Below are 16638 nucleotides of genomic sequence, written 5' to 3' on the forward strand. Positions count from 1 at the left end.
CCTCTATGCAAAAGACATTACTGGATGTGAAGGACCTGACAATCAAATTCCGGACAGATGACGGCGTGGTAGAGGCGGTCAACAAGGTGAGCCTGTCTGTCCAGGAAGGGGAGACGCTTGGGATTGTCGGGGAAACCGGAGCTGGCAAAACGACGACAGCGCTTGGCATCATGGGGCTGGTAGACAGCCCGCCCGGAAAAATCGAAGGTGGGAGTATCCTGCTGGACGACACGGATCTATTGAAGCTGGGGGAAGAGGCGGTCCGCAAGCTTCGCGGCAAGGAAATCTCGATGATTTTTCAAGATCCGATGACGTCGTTGAATCCGGTGTTTACCGTCGTTGAGCAGATCGCCGAAGTCATTGTCAACCACCAGCAGCTAGGAGAAAAAGAAGCGGAGCAAAAGGCGATCGAGATGCTGGAGCTGGTCCGAATCCCTGCGGAAAGGGCCTACGAGTACCCGCATCAATTTTCCGGAGGGATGAAGCAGCGGGTCGTGATCGCCATCGCTCTCGCTTGTAACCCGCGGTTGTTGATTGCAGATGAGCCGACGACAGCATTGGACGTTACCATTCAGGCGCAGGTGCTCGAACTGATGAAGGATTTAAAAACGAAGTCCAAAACCTCCATGATCATGATCACCCATGACCTGGGTGTCGTATCCGAGATTTGCGACAAGGTTGCCATCATGTATGCGGGAGAAATCGTCGAGAGTGGCTCGCTGGAGGATATTTTTGAAAATCCGCTGCATCCGTATACGAACGGGCTGTTTGGCTCCATTCCGGATATCGATAAAGAGGTAGAGTTTCTTTCACCGATCGAAGGGCTCGTCCCAGACCCATCCGATTTGCCTTCTGGCTGCAAGTTCCACCCCAGATGCAAGTATGCGCAGCATCTGTGCCATGTAGAGGATCCTTCCTTTCGGGAATACAGCCCCGGCCATTTTACGAAGTGCTTTGTTCACGAGGGGAAGCTCTCGGTGAAAGAGGTGAAGAAGTATGAGTAATGCCTATATCGAAGTCAAAAATTTGAAAAAGTATTTTCAAACTCCCACGGGAAATCTGCATGCGGTGGACGGCCTGGATTTTTCGATTGCGAAAGGAAAAACGATCGGTGTCGTAGGGGAGAGTGGCTGCGGGAAAAGCACAACGGGCCGATTGATGACCATGCTGCTCGAACCGACAGAAGGGGAAATCCTCTTCAATGGCACAGACGTCACCAAGCTCAGCCACAAAGGGATGGCGGAGTACCGGAAAAAGATTCAGATCATTTTTCAGGACCCGTTTTCTTCCCTCAACCCGCGAAAGACGGTCTTTCATTCCATCGTCGAGCCTTTGGATATACACAGGGTATATCGCGACAAAGCGGAGAAGGAAAATAGGGTGTACGAGCTGATGGAGCTCGTTGGCCTGTCTGAGCGGTTTGTGAATTCCTATCCGCATGAGCTGGATGGAGGGCGCAGACAACGCATCGGGATAGCCCGCGCGCTTGCGCTCAGCCCTGAGTTTATTGTTTGTGACGAGCCGGTATCCGCGCTGGATGTATCCATCCAGGCGCAGATTCTCAATTTGCTGAAAAGGCTGCAGCTGCAGTTCGGATATACGTATATGTTCATTACGCATGACTTGTCCGTCGTCAAGCATTTCACGGAGGAGATCATGGTCATGTACCTGGGGCAGGTGGTTGAAAAAGCGCCCGTAAAACAGCTTTTCGCCAATCCGAGACATCCGTATACCAAGGCGCTGCTCTCCGCGATCCCCGTACCCAACCTGAAAAAGAAGAAAGAGAGAATCCTGCTGCAGGGGGAAATCACGTCCCCGATCAATCCCAAAAACGAATGTCGGTTTGCGGCAAGGTGCAGCTTTGCCACCGATGAATGCCGCAGCTCGACACCTGAAATTACCGATCTGGGCGGCGGACATACCGTTCGATGCTTCCGTGTCCATGAATTAGAGGAGATGAGACCATGAGTCACTATTTGCTGGACAGAAGATTTGATATCTATTTTTCGGGCGTATACAACGGCAATATCACCTTCAAAGAGACCTATGTGGAGCTCTGCGATGTGGATCGAAGAACGAGAGCCCAGCTTAAGCGTGAGCCTTTTGACAAGAACAAGAAAAACACCCTGATCGACTATCCACTCATACATAGCAAGCTTGCCGCCTATGCCGATTGCAAGTGGGAGGGCGAAAAGGTGACGCTCGCAGACGGGAGTATTTACAGCAAATACTTGACGGCTACCGGCATAGTCGATGGCAAGGAGGTCACCTCACAGCTCTGGGCGCAGCGCAAATCCACAGGTGTGCTCGATATCGTAACGGTTGATGGGGAAATCGTGGCTTTCTCCAATCCAGGACGGGTTTCTTCGGAAATCGCGGTCGTGCCGGGCTATGAAAAGCTGACCCCCCTCGTAAAATATGACGATCCTCTGCTGTCAAAGGCAGAGTATGGCATCAACCATCTGGGGAATCTTTTCGTTCCGACGAGAGACGGCTTGAATCTCGCGACGGAGGTGTTTTTGCCAGAGGGAATCAAACCGGGTGAAAAAGTGCCAGCCATCGTCGTCAGGACCTGCTATGGAAAGCCAAGAGATATCCTGCGCTGCTGGCACTGGACGGCAAGAGGCTATGCGTTTGTCATTCAGGATGTGCGCGGACGCTCGGACTCCGATGGAGAGCTGGAGCCTTTCCAGCACGAAAGAGAGGATGCCGACGACTTGTTCAACTGGATCGTGCAGCAAGAATGGAGTGACGGCAATATCGGGATGTGGGGAGCCAGCTACCTGGGCTATACGACAACCGCTGCTGCGACCAGCGGCAATCCTCATTTGAAAACAGCCATCAGTGAAGTAAATGTAGGCTCCCCTTTCACGGATACGGCTAGGCGCGGTGGTACGATTTGCTCGTGGCCCCTGCTTTGCTGGACGCTTGGTCAGTCGATGAGCAACCGGATTGATTTTGGAGTATTTGCCGGGGAGACGATCAACGTGGAGGAAGCTGTACGTCACAGACCCATCACGGAAATCCCGGAAAAAATCATCGGGAAAAAGTCGGGACCATGGGATCTGTGGCGCGAGCATTATTATTACGATGAGTTCTGGCGGCATTCCGACAATACAGCGCACAGCCACCACATCAAAATTCCGATGCTGATCATGTCGGGCTGGTACGATGGGGACGCACTGGGAGTCCAGGAGACATGGCGGTTCCTTACGAAGCATGATGTCCCGGGCAGACGGATCATCCTGGGGCCGTGGCCGCACAACCTGAACGCTTTTCGGGACTGCGACGATCTGGAGTTTGGCGACAATGCCGTGGACTACGACTTCGATACGAGAATCATCCGTTGGTTTGACCGCTATCTGAAAGGGATCCAAAACGGAGAGGATCAAAAGCCGCGCGCCACGTATTACGTAGTGGGAGAAAATCAGTGGCGGGAATCGGAGGATTGGAATCCTCGCGAAAGCAGGCAGGTGAATCTCTATCTCGCAAGCAGTGGGCATGCCAATTCCATGTTTGGAGACGGCAGGATCGTCCTGCAGCCAGAAAAAGAAACCGGTTCAGATACGTACATTTACGATCCAGAGCAGCCTATCGGGGATCGCGGCCATGTGAGACCGTACCATTGCAATCCTATCCAGCTGCGAAACGATTGCTTGGTCTATGATACAGAGACCCTTTCCACCAATGTCGCGATGGTGGGGAATGTGTACGCCGAGTTCTACGCTTCCTCCAGCGCCGTCGATACGGACTTTATCGTTCGCGTTTCCGATGTGGATGAGAGGGGAACCGCCAGAAAAATTTCGGACAATGTCGTCCGGGCAGAATTTCGGAAGGGCTATGACAAGCCGGAGCTTCTGGAGCCAGGCAAGGTAGAGAAGTACGAGATGGAGATGTACTTTAACGGCTATGTGTTCAAAAAGGGGCACAAGATCAGAATCGACATCACATCCAGCAACTACTACGAATTTTTCCCGAACACCAATACGGGCATCAACCCATATGAAGATCCTGCGCCTGTAGTTGCGGTGAACACCATTTATCATGGGGCAGCGTATCCTTCCCATGTGAAGCTTCCGGTACTGTACGGCTTGTAAGCAAGCAAAAGGCTGTAAATGCAACCCCTCGTTCTCGCCTGGAATGAGGGGAATTCGTTTGTTCGACAGTTTGAGGACGCTCGTCTCTTGCTTTCTCCTGCTACCCGTTTGCTATAATGATGGCATCAAAAAACTGCACTGGATAAGGGGTTCACGATGCTGATCACGATACTCACATGGATTGGTGCCATCATTGGCTTGTTGATTTTGGCATTGTTTGGCTATATCGGTTATCGCTACTGGTATCACATGGGAAGTCTGCCCAAACCAGTCTACCGCGATTTGGAGCACAAGCCGATCCCAACGGAATGGTCAAAGGACGAAGTGACGTTTACCTGGATTGGACACTCGACGATCCTGTTTCATTTCTTTGGGACGAAAATCATCACAGATCCTGTGCTGGGCAAAAGGCTCGGTCTTCGCATCGCAGGGCTTCACTTTGGACCCACGCGGTTTACGCCGCCTGCTTTAACGGACGAAGAGGTAGGAGAAGCCGACCTCATCTTGCTGTCCCACGCCCACATGGATCACGTGGATTTGCCTACCCTCCGTCAGCTGGCGCGTCCGTCCACGCATGTCATTACCGCTGCCAATACAAGTCCGCTGCTGCAAGGCATGCCATACGGGTCGATCGAGGAAATGAAGCCGCTTGAGACCAAGACTACAAAAGATGGCGTGAAAATTACCGCGATTCCGGTAAGGCACTGGGGCAACCGCTTCCCGTGGAATCACGACTACGGCTACCAAGGCTACGTCATCGAGAAAAATGGCGTGCGCATCCTCTATCCGGGAGATACCGCGTACATGTCCATGGAGCATCTGAAGCAGGAATTCGGCCCGATCGATCTGGTCTTCATGCCGATAGGTGCCTACAAACCAGATTCTTACCAAGGTGCTCACTGCACCCCCGAGCAAGCTTGGCAAATGTTCAAGCAATCCGGCGGCAAATGGCTGGTCCCGATTCACTGGAATACATTCGTTCTGTCGCAGGAGCCAGTAGAAGAGCCCATGGAGCGGCTGCTGGCTGCCGCCGGAGAGGAACGACACCTGATCGTGATGGAAAAGCAAGGGCAGACCTATACATTGCCTTTGGAAGATCACAAATAGCAAAGCTTCGAAACCGACTGCAAGGGTCGGTTTTTTTATGGAAGCAGGGCAGATCACAAAAGACGAGATGCCGGGCAAGCTCCTGCCAGTCGAGTAACAGCTTTTCCAACTGTACAGGCGAAGTGCCCCCTCGATGACTTCCATGAGATGCCCCAGGGAAAGAGACGGCTGACTGAGGAAAAGAGAGAAAAAAGCGAGGGCATTAGGGACACAGCCCAGGCGGAATGGAAAAAGCGGAACCTGCTTTAAGCGTCCACCTCTGAACAGGCATCGATGAAACGACCACTTTGGACGCGGGTTCCGGTTTTGAAATGGAGCCGAACAGGGATGACCTCCATGCAAGTGTCCCTACTAAAGGAGCGTTTTCTCTCTTTTCCTCCCCTCCGTAAAGCCCGACAGACCACTTAAAATAGTTCTTAAAATTCTTTATGAACGACCATGAATAGACTCTCAAAAAAGCCCATGAAAGCAAGACAGCTGGCTGAGGAAAAGAGAGAAAAAAGCGAGGGCATTAGGGACACAGCCCAGGCGGAATGGAAAAAACGGAACCTGCTTTAAGCGTCCACCTCTGAACAGGCATCAATGAAACGACCACTTTGGACGCGGGTTCTGTTTTTGGAATGGAGCCGAACAGGGATGACCCCAGAGAAGTGTCCCTACTAAAGGAGCGTTTTCTCTCTTTTCCTCCCCTCTGTAAAGCCCGACAGACCACTAGAAATAGTTCTTTAAGTTCTTTAGTTCTTAATGAACGACCATGAATAGACCCTCAAAAAGCCCATGAAAGCAAGACAGCTGACTGAGGAAAAGAGAGAAAAAAGCGAGGGCATTAGGGACACAGCCCAGGCGGAATGGAAAAAGCGGAACCTGCTTTAAGCGTCCACCTCTGAACAGACTTCTCTGAAACGACCACTTTGGACGCGGGTTCCGGTTTTGAAATGGAGCCGAACAGGGATGACCTCCATGCAAGTGTCCCTACTAACGGAGCGTTTTCTCTCTTTTCCTCCCTTCCGCAAAGCTCGACAGACCACTTGAAATAGTTTTTTAGTTCTTAATGAACGACCATGAATAGACCAAATAAAAGCCCATGAAAGCAATACAGCTGACTGAGGAAAAGAGAGAAAAAAGCGAGGGCATTAGGGACACAGCCCAGGCGGAATGGAAAAAACGGAACCTGCTTTAAGCGTCCACCTCTGAACAGGCATCAATGAAACGACCACTTTGGACGCGGGTTCCGTTTTTGGAATGGAGCCGAACAGGGATGCCCCCAGAGCAGTGTCCCTACTAACGGAGCGTTTTCTCTCTTTTCCTCCCCTCCACTGAAGCTACCCCAACCACCGCAAATGGAGCCCTGTTACAGTTTGCTCATCATGACAAGCAGGAACAGCAAAAGGAAACCGAGAAAACAATTTGTGTCAAAAAAGAGCAGGAGTTCGGAAATTTCAGCAGAAATTAATTTATCGATAGAGTTTTAGTGTGGTGCTTACTGGTAAACAGTAAGAACGGGAAAAAAAGCTGTATTCATAGATACGGGAGGGATTTCGATGGAAAAAACATTGCCACAGCGCTGGGATCTAGAGGTACTGTTTCCCGGTGGGAGCGAATCCGATGCATTTCGTTCCTTTCTCGCTGAGCTGGAAAAAGACATCGCCGCATTGCAAGCACAGGTAGGGAAAGCGGACTTGGCGCTGCAGGAAAAGAAGACATTTGTAGAGATCATCGACAGCGTACAAGCGATCTCTGTTCGGACGAGACAGGCCGGCGCGTTTATCTCCTGCCTGACTGCCCAAAACATGAAAGACGAAGCCGCGAAAATGCTCGGTGGACGTGTGAAAAGCATCTCTGCAGCCTTTGGCTCGGCTTTGACCCGCTGGGAGGAGCATCTGCTCAAAATCGACGAGGCGAAATGGGAAGCTTTGCTGGCAGAGGAAGAGCTGTCTGCTATCGCCTTTAACTTGAACGAGCGCCGCCGTCGCGCACAGGAAAAGCTGTCCCCGGAACAAGAAGTGCTCGCTAACGATCTGGCAGTCGACGGATACCACGCTTGGCAGGACCTGTACAACGCAGTGGTAGGACGCATGACCATCGAGGTGGAGCTGGACGGCGAGAAGAGGCAGCTGTCTGTAGGGCAGGCATCCAACCTGATGAGCCATCCGGATCGTGCGGTGCGCAAGCAAGCGTTTGAAAAATGGCTGGAGGCGTGGGGCAACGAAACAGAGCTTTGCGCGCAAGCCTTGAATCACTTGGGCGGCTTCCGTCTGGCGCTGTATCGTCACCGCGGCTGGGATTCGGTCCTGCGCGAGCCACTCGATATCGGACGGATGCAGGAAAAGACGTTGGATGCGATGTGGCAGGCGATCAACAATCGCAAGGATCGTCTGGTTGCTTATCTGGAGCGCAAAGCGAAGCTGATCGGCGTAGAGAAGCTGAGCTGGTATGACATTTCGGCACCTGTAGGAAGCACACACAAAAAGGTTTCCTACGACGAAGCGGCAGCATTGATCGTGGAGAACTTCGATCGCTTCAACCCGAAAATGGCGGAGTTCGCTCAGCTCGCCTTTGACGATGCGTGGATCGAAGCTGAGGATCGCCCAGGGAAACGCCCAGGCGGCTTCTGCACCAGCTTCCCGGTGAGCAAGCAATCCCGCGTGTTCATGACTTACGCTGGCAACGCGAGCAACGTCTCTACCCTTGCCCATGAGCTGGGGCACGCCTACCATCAGCAAGTCATGTGGGACCTGCCGCCGCTCGCACAAAACTACGCGATGAACGTAGCCGAGACAGCTTCGACCTTTGCCGAGATGATCCTCGCAGATGCAGCGGTGAAAAACGCAGCGAACGACGACGAAAAACTGGTTCTGCTCGAAGACAAGCTGCAATCCGTTGTCGCTTTCTTCATGAACATCCAGGCACGGTTCCTGTTTGAGAAAAACTTCTATGAAGCACGTAAAAACGGCTTGGTTAGCGCGGCCGACCTCGACCGCCTGATGACAGAAGCGCAGCAAGAAGCATACGCCGGTGCGCTCGCCGAATACGAGCCGCATTTCTGGGCTTCCAAGCTTCACTTCTATATCACAACGTATCCGTTCTACAACTTCCCGTACACATTCGGATACCTGTTCAGCCTGAGCGTCTACGCCCGTGCGCTGGCAGAAGGAGAAAGCTTCGCGGACAAATACGATGCCCTCCTGCGAGACACAGGCCGTCTGATGGTAGAAGATCTCGCACAAACCCATCTCGGCGAGGACATGACCCAGGTAGAGTTCTGGCAAGCCGCAGTCGACCTGGCTGTAGCCGATATCGATGAATTCCTGCGACTGACCGAAGAAGCATAAAAACGGATAAGCAACGAAATAACAGGAAGCCTGTCACGATGATGACAGGCTTTTTTGCTGTTTGAGGCTGAAATGCGTTAGTACCAGCACAGTTGCGAAAGTCACTCCATTCGTCGCCCGAGTGTGTTCGCTCCACAGGGAATCACGAGCTTAACTTTATGATCCGGAATTGTATGATGCCGTACACAAAGAGGTTTTCGGCCTAACGCTGTTCTGTATTTGTTTCCCTTGCAGTACCCTATTTTGCAAACTTTAAATGGATCCCTAGAGGCTCCCTGAGATCCTTTCAAAAAAAGCCCGTGAAACAGCCAGAGCTGGCCAAGGAAAAGAGAGAAAAAAAGCGAGGGCATTAGGGACACAGCCCAGGCGGAGTGGAAAAAGCGGAACCTGCCCTTAGCGTCCACCTCTGAACAAACATCGATGAAATGACCACTTTGGACGCGGGTTCCGGTTTTGGAACGGAGCCGAACAGGAACGACCCCCGAGCAGTGTCCCTACTAACGGAGCGTTTTCTCTCTTTTCCTCTCTCCCCGAGAAGCCAGACAGAAAATGTTTTTATAAATCAACCTTGGGATACTTACAAAAGAAGCCCACGCAACCAACAAAGTTGGCCGAGGAAAAGAGAGAAAAAAGCGAGGGCATTAGGGACACAGCCCAGGCGGAGTGGAAAAAACGGAACCTGCCCTTAGCGTCCACCTCTGAACAAACATCGATGAAATGACCACTTTGGACGCGGGTTCCGATTTTGAAACGGAGCCGAACAGGAACGACCCCCGAGCAGTGTCCCTACTAACGGAGCGTTTTCTCTCTTTTCCTCTCTCCCCGAGAAGCCAGACAGAAAATGTTTTTATAAATCAACCTTGGGATACTTACAAAAGAAGCCCACGCAACCAACAAAGTTGGCCGAGGAAAAGAGAGAAAAAAGCGAGGGCATTAGGGACACAGCCCAGGCGGAGTGGAAAAAACGGAACCTGCCCTTAGCGTCCACCTCTGAACAAGCATCTGAGAGCTGACCACTTTGGACGCGGGTTCCGGTTTTGAAACGGAGCCGAACAGGAATGACCCCAAAGCAGTGTCCCTACTAACGGAGCGTTTTCTCTCTTTTCCTTTCTCCCCGAGAAGCCAGACAGAAAATGTTTTTATAAATCAACCTTGGGATACTTACAAAAGAAGCCCACGCAACCAACCAAGCTGGCCAAGGAAAAGAGAGAAAAAAGCGAGGGCATTAGGGACACAGCCCAGGCGGAGTGGAAAAAACGGAACCTGCCCTTAGCGTCCACCTCTTAACAAACATCGATGAAATGACCACTTTGGACGCGGGTTCCGGTTTTGGAACGGAGCCGAACAGGAATGACCCCCGAGCAGTGTCCCTACTAACGGAGCGTTTTCTCTCTTTTCCTCCCCTCCACTACAGCCCCACCTGATGCACCAGAAAAAGGATTTAACAGAAAGGTAGAAGAAGTAGTCCGAATTCTCAGATTGTAGATAAGGAGTGGAGAGCCGACCATGAACCACCGGATAAAAAAGCATCCTTTGCACCTGCTTCGCGGAACGCTGCGCACGAAGATGCTCACGCTGTTTCTCTGCCTGATCGCCATCCCGCTCAGCTTGCAAGGCATGATCACCTACAGCAAATTCACTACCTCCACCGAAGAGAGAACCGCCGAATACACAGCGCAGATCGTCCACCAGATCAACCAAAACCTGGACCGAAATATGGAAGAGATGAAGCGCCTCTCCCTGATGCCCCTCTACGATAACAGCATTCTGTCGATCCTCCGGGAGCTTGGCGGCAGCGCGCAAGCACCTCTCTACCTTTCCACAGAAAAACGGCAAAAAATGACGCTGTACATATCGAGCCTTTCTTACAGCCGGCCGGAAGTGAAGGGCATCCAGATCATGTCCCTAAATGGGCTGGTTTTCTCCAATCTCGATCCGTCGACGATGAAGGCACAGGTCGATCTGCGAAAAGAGGAATGGTACAGTCGCGTGCTTGCAGGAAACGGTGCGTCCGTCATCATCCCTTCGCACCGCCCCGCCTACTATGTTGATACATCGTTGGATCGCTACTTTTCTGTCGCACGTCTTTTAAGAGAGCCCAACACCAATCTGCCGCTCGGAATCATCAAGATCGACATGAAGATGGAGATGATCGACCAGATTTTGACCAACATGCCCTTTACGAAAGAAGGCAGCCTGATCATCGGCAATCAGCAGCAGGAGCTTTTTTACGAGAAGCGAGAGAACGAGACTACACCCGGCTACCAGGCGCTGCTGCAGGAAACGGCCGGGCTCGTACATCCGGGGCAGTCAGGTAGAACGATCAGCCTGCAGGGACAGCGCTACTTATTGATCGACAATGTATCAGCGAGGACGGGGCTTACAGTCATCAGCATGATCCCCATAGACAGCTTGCTGAAAGACTCCAATGACCTGCGCAGCTTTACGATTCTGATCGCGGCGATCTTTCTGGTTGTGGCGGGAGGACTCGCGAGCTATTTTGCCTATTCACTCAGCAGGCCGCTGGTTTCGCTTAAGGAAAAAATGCTCCAGGTCGAGCAAGGGCATTTTCACGAGCGTGTGCCAGTCTCCTCCGCGGATGAGATCGGCAAGCTGAGCGAGCAGTTTAACCACATGGTCGAAGAGATCAACCGACTCGTCAACGAAGTGTACGTCATCAGCTTGCGCGAGCGGGAGGCGGAGCTGGCTGCCCTGCAGAGTCAGATCCACCCGCATTTTATCTACAATACACTCGAAGCGATCAACATGATGGCGATCCGTGCAGGCAACTACGATGTATCGGACATGGTGTCCTCTTTAGGCAAGCTGATGCGCTACACCGTAGATCGGGGAGATGGTTTTGTGACGCTGGCGCAAGAGCTGGAATCGTTGTCTTCCTATGTTCGTATCCAGCAGACGCGCCTCGGGGACCGAATCCAGGTGGTGATGGAAGTGGATGAGTCGCTGCGAGACGCGCCCATTCCGAAGCTGCTTTTGCAGCCCTTGCTGGAAAATGCGATTTATCATGGCATCGAGCGCCAGGAGAGAGGCGGTACGATTTGGCTATCCGTCACCCGGGATGCTGAGGCTATGCAGATCAGCGTGCGTGATAACGGCAAAGGGATGACCCAGCCAGAGCTGATCAGGCTGCGTTCCAGTGTCAGCATTCCCTTTCACCAGAATGAAGCGTCAAGCAGCCAGCGTACGGGGACGGCTCTCCGCAATATTTACCAGCGGATTACCCTCCTGTACGGGGTAGGCTACCACCTGATGATGGACAGTCAGGCAGGACAAGGATCGATTTTTTCCTTGCGAATCCCTATAGAAAACGAAAAGAGGGCGATGGGACATGTACAAAGTCTTGCTAGTGGAGGATGAGCGGATCATCCGGGAAGGCTTGAAGACCTTGATCGAAAAGGTGACCACAGGCTTTTGCGTCGCAGCAGAGGCAGAGGATGGGAAAGAGGCGCTGCTCTATCTGCGCACGGACATGCCGGATCTGATCGTCACGGATATTCGCATGAGAGAAGTCGATGGACTAGCGATGATCGGCAAGATTCGCGAGATGTATGAAGAGCTGCCCATCGTCATTATCAGTGGATATGGCGACTTTCAGTACGCCCAAAAAGCATTGAAGCACAAAGTAACAGACTACCTGCTCAAGCCGATTGACCGGATCGAGCTGGTGGGAACGCTGGAAAAAATCCGGCAGTCCCTGGAGCGAAAGAAACAGTCGGTCGCAGCTGAGCAGTCCGAAAACCAAAAGGAAGAGCGGCACATCATCCGCAAAGTCAAAAACTACATCCAGGATCACACAGATGGCGACCTGCGCCTGCAAACGCTGGCAGATTTCGTCCACCTCAATCCCATTTACCTCAGCCAGCTGTTCAAAACTGAGACGGGAGAAAACGTGTCTGACTACGTTACGAGGACGAGGATGAAACGGGCCAAGCAGCTGTTGCGTGAGACGAGTCTGAAGATCTACGACATTTCCCGCTTGGTTGGCTACCAGAGCCCCAAGCATTTCATGATCGTTTTCAAAAAAGAAGTCGGGATGACCCCTGGCGGTTACCGGGATGGTGCATCAGAAGAACAAGACCTTTAAATCCCATACCAAATCTGTAAACCAAGTGATTTATCTTAATATTCCATCAAATCTATACTTGTGCTAGGAAACGATTCCAGAAAAAAAGGGGGTACATCATGAAAAAGGCAATCTTTTTGGCATTGTCTATACTTTTGACAGCGTTTACTTTTGCGGGGTGCAGCAGCAAGCCGGCAGCATCCAGCGATCCTGCGGCGAAAAGCGATGAGCCTGTGGAGCTTTCCTTTTTGACATGGGGCAATCAAGCTCACCTCGATTTATACCAGAAGCTGATCGATAAATTCACACAGACTCACCCGAATATCAAAGTAAAGCTGGAATCTGTGCCCTTTCCGGATTATCAGCAAAAGGTAACCGTGCTGGCAGCAGGACAGGAGTTGCCGGACATCGGCTGGGTATCGGAGCGCATGGTGCCGCAGTTTATGGCAAATGGCATTTTGGAGGACGTCACGGACCTCAATTCAGACGCCAACTTTAAAATGGACGACTTCATTCCGTCCACGCTTGCGCTGTTCCAAAAAGACGAAAAGCTCTACGGAATCCCTTTTTCTACACCGCCAAGCGTGATGTTCTACAACAAGGACCTGATCGAGAAAGCTGGTCTGAAATCACCGAACGATCTGGCGAAAGAAGGCAAGTGGACGTGGGAAGAGTTTGAAAAGACAGCAAAGGCGATCACCAGCGGGACGGGCGCGAGCAAAATCTACGGAGCGAACTTCTTCCGGGACTGGAAAACGTGGATCCTCCTATCCTCGTACTCGTGGTCGAACGGCAGCGGACCTTTCAACAAAGAGATGACGCAATTCACCTGGAACGATCAATACGGAACGGAGACGCTCAGCATGCTGCAGCGCATGATGTTCACGGATGGCTCGCATCCGAAAGCCGGCGAGCAAGTGAGCTTTGAATCAGGCAAAATCGGGATGTTCTTCGATGTGTACAGTTACGTCTCCAAAGCGCGCACGATCAAAGACTTCAAATGGGACATCGCGCCGATGCCGTCCGGTTCCCAAGGCTCTGCCCCGATGCTCGGTCAGGCAGGCTACTCGATTTTCAAAGGGACCAAGCATTTGCAGGAAACAAAGGAGTTCCTCAAATTCATCGCTAGTGAGGAAGGGGTCCAGGCGACATCGGCTTACTTCGTGCCGCCGCGTACATCCGTGCTCAACTCAGATTTGTTCTTGAAGCAGCCTAACAATCCGGACCCGGCCCACATCAAGCAAGCCGTGATCGACGAAATGCCAAAAGCGCACTTCCAGCCAGGTCATGTGGAATGGCAAAAAATCGACAACACGATACTCGCCGGCTTTGACCAGCTGTTCGGTCAAACGGCACAGCCGCAGGACATCATGAAGTCGTTGGAAGAGAAGATCAACCCGATTTTGAAAAAGTAGCTGAGCTGCGGCGGTCTGGACTACAGGCCGCCAACCATTTGAAGGGAGGAGAGCTTCGCGATGAATCGATTGGAGCGTGCGCTTTCTGAAAAGCCGTTTCAGCTGTTCGTCAGTCTGCCGCGAAATGAGGAGGCGCTGGCGAGTGCAGCGCTTGCGGAAGGGGCAGACGGACTCAAGGTGCACATGAACGTGCATCATCGAGCGAGTGGAAACAGATTTGGTCCCCTCGCCCATTATCTCGAGCTATTCACATCCATCCGCAGTCAGTTTGACGGGCCGTTTGGCATCGTTCCGGCTGGCTCTCCACAAGACTTGAAGCCAGCCGAGCTCACTCAGCTCTCAGCCATTGGCATCGACTTTATCTCGATTTACGGACACCACCTGCCAGCAGCGCAGATGAAGATCGAGGGGGTAGCGAGCACCTTTGCCATGGACGATCAATTCGATTGGGCGCTGCTAGATTCATTGCAGCATTTTCCCATGACTGCCTTGGAAGCCTCTATCGTCCCGGGCGCAGAATACGGAACGCCGCTGGTATTTACCGATCTGCTGAAATATCGGTTGTTGGTGGAAAAGGCCGGAATTCCGGTGATGGTTCCTACCCAGCGAAAAGTCGTGCCAGCAGACATTCCAGCCCTGCGAGATACCGGCGTGCGTGTCTTGCTGGCGGGGGCGATGGCACTTGGGACGACGACAGACGAGATCAAAAGGTCGGTCGCAGCCCTGCGCAATGCAATCGACAAATAAGCACGCAAAGGGAACCGGGTGCGGCCTCGTAAGAAAAGGAAGAGGCAGCTTCGCCCGCGAAGGAGGAATGCGTATGGAGAGCAACATGAATATTCCCCTCTCTCCTGAACAGAAAAAAGCGAAGCCGAAAAGAAATCCGTTTCATCGGGAAGCCAATGTGAGTGGCTGGCTGTTTGTCAGCCCGATGGTGCTCGGGTTTCTCGTACTGCTGCTCGGTCCGCTTTTGCTCGCCTTTTACATGAGTCTGACGGATTGGCCGCTTTTGGGCGAGCCGACCTTTGTTGGGCTGGACAACTACAAGGCCATTTTTTCCGACGAGGAGTTTTGGAGGGTCGTTGGCAACACGTTTACGTTTGCGGCAGGACTCGTTCCGCTGAATATCGTCCTCGCTCTGGGTCTGGCTCTTCTGCTCGCCCGCAAGCTGCCCGGGATTGGCATCTTCCGTACGGCCATCTTCGTGCCGGTCATGACTTCGCTGATCGTTTGGGCGATTGTCTGGAAGTACCTGTTTGCAACCGATACAGGCTTTATCAACCAAATCCTGCAGCTGTTCGGGATCACGGGACCTGCCTGGCTGTACAATCCGCAGCTGGCCATGCCCGTCGTCATCGTGACCAGCGTCCTGAAAAACGTGGGCCTGAACATGGTGCTGTTTATCGCCGCTCTTCAGCAGGTGCCCGTTCACTTGTATGAGGCGGCGCGGATTGATGGGGCAGGAAGGGCGCGTCAGTTTTTCCAGATCACCGTCCCGATGATCTCGCCCACGATCTTTTTGACGACGCTTTTGACCATTATTGGATCGCTCAAGGTGTTCGGTCAGATCTACGTGATGACCCAAGGCGGACCAGGCGACAGTACGAAGGTGCTGGTCTATTACATCTGGGAGAAGGCCTTCAAAAATTTCGAGTTTGGCTACGCGTCTGCGCTCGCTTTTGTGCTGTTCTTCATCATTCTCGTGTTTACGCTGCTCCAGTGGCAGTACCGAAAGAGGTGGGTCTTCCATGAAGAATAAGAGTCCCGGAAAAATCATCGGGATCGGGTTGAACTATGTGACGCTGTCTGTCGTCTCCCTCATCATGCTCGTTCCGTTCCTATGGATGCTCTCGACATCGCTCAAGGAGCCAGCCAAAATCTTCGTGTTTCCCCCTGAGCTGATTCCATCGCCGATCCGGCTGGAAAATTACACGGAGGTACTGGCAAACACGCCTTTCCACCTGTTCTATTGGAACAGCCTGTACATCGCGATTCTTGTAACAATGGGTACGGTCCTGTTTGCATCTATCGCCGGCTATGCGTTTGCGAGAATTCCTTTTAGAGGGCGCAACCTCGTCTTCCTGCTCCTGCTGTCGACGATGATGATCCCGAATGAAGTGACCTCGATTCCGATGTTTTTGTTCATGCGTGCACTCGGTTTTATCAATACACATGTGCCGCTGATCGTCCTCCCCATATTTGGAGCAGGAGGAATCTTCGGGGTATTCGTCATGCGCCAGTTTTTCCTCGGGATCCCGAAGGAGCTGGAGGAGGCCGCGATGATTGACGGCTGCTCGCGCTGGCGAATCTACTGGAGCATCATGCTGCCGCTTGCCAAGCCGGCGATTGCGACCCTGACGATTTTTACCTTTTTGACCAGCTGGAACGACTTTTACGATCCGCTCATTTTCTTGAACGACCGAGAGCTGATGACGCTGCCACTCGCTCTTTCCCTGTTTACAGACGAAGCGGGTACGGCCTGGCATCACCTGATGAGTGCTTCGGTGATGGCGACCTTGCCCCTGCTGATTGTGTTCTTTTTCGCCCAAAAGCAGTTCATTGAGGGTGTATCAATGACAGGAATGAAGGATTAACGGAGGTGG

At 52.4% G+C, this 16638-nt stretch carries 11 protein-coding genes; all 11 read left to right on the forward strand.

Annotated features, from left to right (window positions below; genetic code table 11):
• Positions 1-5: 5 nt before the first annotated feature.
• Positions 6-1004: an ABC transporter ATP-binding protein gene (locus EDM59_RS13720; protein WP_122924124.1), complete on the forward strand. Its 999-nt coding sequence runs from the start codon at positions 6-8 to the stop codon at positions 1002-1004.
• Positions 997-1968 carry an ABC transporter ATP-binding protein gene (locus tag EDM59_RS13725; protein ID WP_122924125.1) on the forward strand — a complete coding sequence of 324 codons (972 nt, stop codon included), beginning with the start codon at positions 997-999 and terminating at the stop codon, positions 1966-1968. Before EDM59_RS13720 ends, EDM59_RS13725 begins: the two co-directional genes overlap by 8 nt.
• Positions 1965-4097, forward strand: a complete 2133-nt coding sequence (locus EDM59_RS13730; RefSeq protein WP_122924126.1) for a CocE/NonD family hydrolase — start codon at positions 1965-1967, stop codon at positions 4095-4097. The genes EDM59_RS13725 and EDM59_RS13730 overlap by 4 nt, the downstream gene beginning before the upstream one ends.
• 156 nt (positions 4098-4253) lie before the next feature.
• Complete coding sequence (locus EDM59_RS13735; RefSeq protein WP_183192918.1) at positions 4254-5204, forward strand: MBL fold metallo-hydrolase; 951 nt, start codon at positions 4254-4256, stop codon at positions 5202-5204.
• 1541 nt (positions 5205-6745) lie between these two features.
• Positions 6746-8536, forward strand: a complete 1791-nt coding sequence (locus tag EDM59_RS13740) for a M3 family oligoendopeptidase (protein WP_122924127.1) — start codon at positions 6746-6748, stop codon at positions 8534-8536.
• Between the two features lie 1506 nt (positions 8537-10042).
• Positions 10043-11914 (forward strand): sensor histidine kinase, encoded by a 1872-nt coding sequence (locus tag EDM59_RS13745; RefSeq protein WP_122924128.1) that lies wholly within the window; start codon positions 10043-10045, stop codon positions 11912-11914.
• A complete protein-coding gene (locus EDM59_RS13750) occupies positions 11886-12641 on the forward strand; it encodes a response regulator transcription factor (protein ID WP_122924129.1) in 756 nt (251 codons plus the stop codon). The genes EDM59_RS13745 and EDM59_RS13750 overlap by 29 nt, the downstream gene beginning before the upstream one ends.
• 98 nt (positions 12642-12739) lie before the next feature.
• Entirely contained in the window at positions 12740-14035 is a 1296-nt protein-coding gene (locus tag EDM59_RS13755) for an ABC transporter substrate-binding protein (RefSeq protein ID WP_122924130.1), read from the forward strand.
• A 60-nt stretch (positions 14036-14095) separates the two neighbouring features.
• On the forward strand, positions 14096-14782 hold the full coding sequence (locus tag EDM59_RS13760) for a hypothetical protein (RefSeq protein WP_122924131.1): 687 nt from the start codon (positions 14096-14098) through the stop codon (positions 14780-14782).
• Positions 14783-14855: 73 nt separating this feature from the next.
• Positions 14856-15794, forward strand: coding sequence for a carbohydrate ABC transporter permease (locus tag EDM59_RS13765; RefSeq protein WP_122924132.1), 939 nt, complete (start codon positions 14856-14858; stop codon positions 15792-15794).
• A complete protein-coding gene (locus EDM59_RS13770) occupies positions 15784-16629 on the forward strand; it encodes a carbohydrate ABC transporter permease (protein WP_122924133.1) in 846 nt (281 codons plus the stop codon). Before EDM59_RS13765 ends, EDM59_RS13770 begins: the two co-directional genes overlap by 11 nt.
• The last annotated feature ends 9 nt before the right edge of the window (positions 16630-16638 follow it).

Origin of the sequence: Brevibacillus nitrificans (assembly GCF_003710965.1) — a bacterium.
GTDB classification, from domain to species: domain Bacteria; phylum Bacillota; class Bacilli; order Brevibacillales; family Brevibacillaceae; genus Brevibacillus; species Brevibacillus centrosporus.

What these genes read in the sequence shown, in the direction of transcription:
- EDM59_RS13720 (WP_122924124.1), top strand. Translation starts at nt 6, where the DNA reads ATGCAAAAGACATTACTGGATGTGAAGGACCTGACAATCAAATTCCGG.
- EDM59_RS13725 (WP_122924125.1), top strand. Translation starts at nt 997, where the DNA reads ATGAGTAATGCCTATATCGAAGTCAAAAATTTGAAAAAGTATTTTCAA.
- EDM59_RS13730 (WP_122924126.1), top strand. Translation starts at nt 1,965, where the DNA reads ATGAGTCACTATTTGCTGGACAGAAGATTTGATATCTATTTTTCGGGC.
- EDM59_RS13735 (WP_183192918.1), top strand. Translation starts at nt 4,254, where the DNA reads ATGCTGATCACGATACTCACATGGATTGGTGCCATCATTGGCTTGTTG.
- EDM59_RS13740 (WP_122924127.1), top strand. Translation starts at nt 6,746, where the DNA reads ATGGAAAAAACATTGCCACAGCGCTGGGATCTAGAGGTACTGTTTCCC.
- EDM59_RS13745 (WP_122924128.1), top strand. Translation starts at nt 10,043, where the DNA reads ATGAACCACCGGATAAAAAAGCATCCTTTGCACCTGCTTCGCGGAACG.
- EDM59_RS13750 (WP_122924129.1), top strand. Translation starts at nt 11,886, where the DNA reads ATGTACAAAGTCTTGCTAGTGGAGGATGAGCGGATCATCCGGGAAGGC.
- EDM59_RS13755 (WP_122924130.1), top strand. Translation starts at nt 12,740, where the DNA reads ATGAAAAAGGCAATCTTTTTGGCATTGTCTATACTTTTGACAGCGTTT.
- EDM59_RS13760 (WP_122924131.1), top strand. Translation starts at nt 14,096, where the DNA reads ATGAATCGATTGGAGCGTGCGCTTTCTGAAAAGCCGTTTCAGCTGTTC.
- EDM59_RS13765 (WP_122924132.1), top strand. Translation starts at nt 14,856, where the DNA reads ATGGAGAGCAACATGAATATTCCCCTCTCTCCTGAACAGAAAAAAGCG.
- EDM59_RS13770 (WP_122924133.1), top strand. Translation starts at nt 15,784, where the DNA reads ATGAAGAATAAGAGTCCCGGAAAAATCATCGGGATCGGGTTGAACTAT.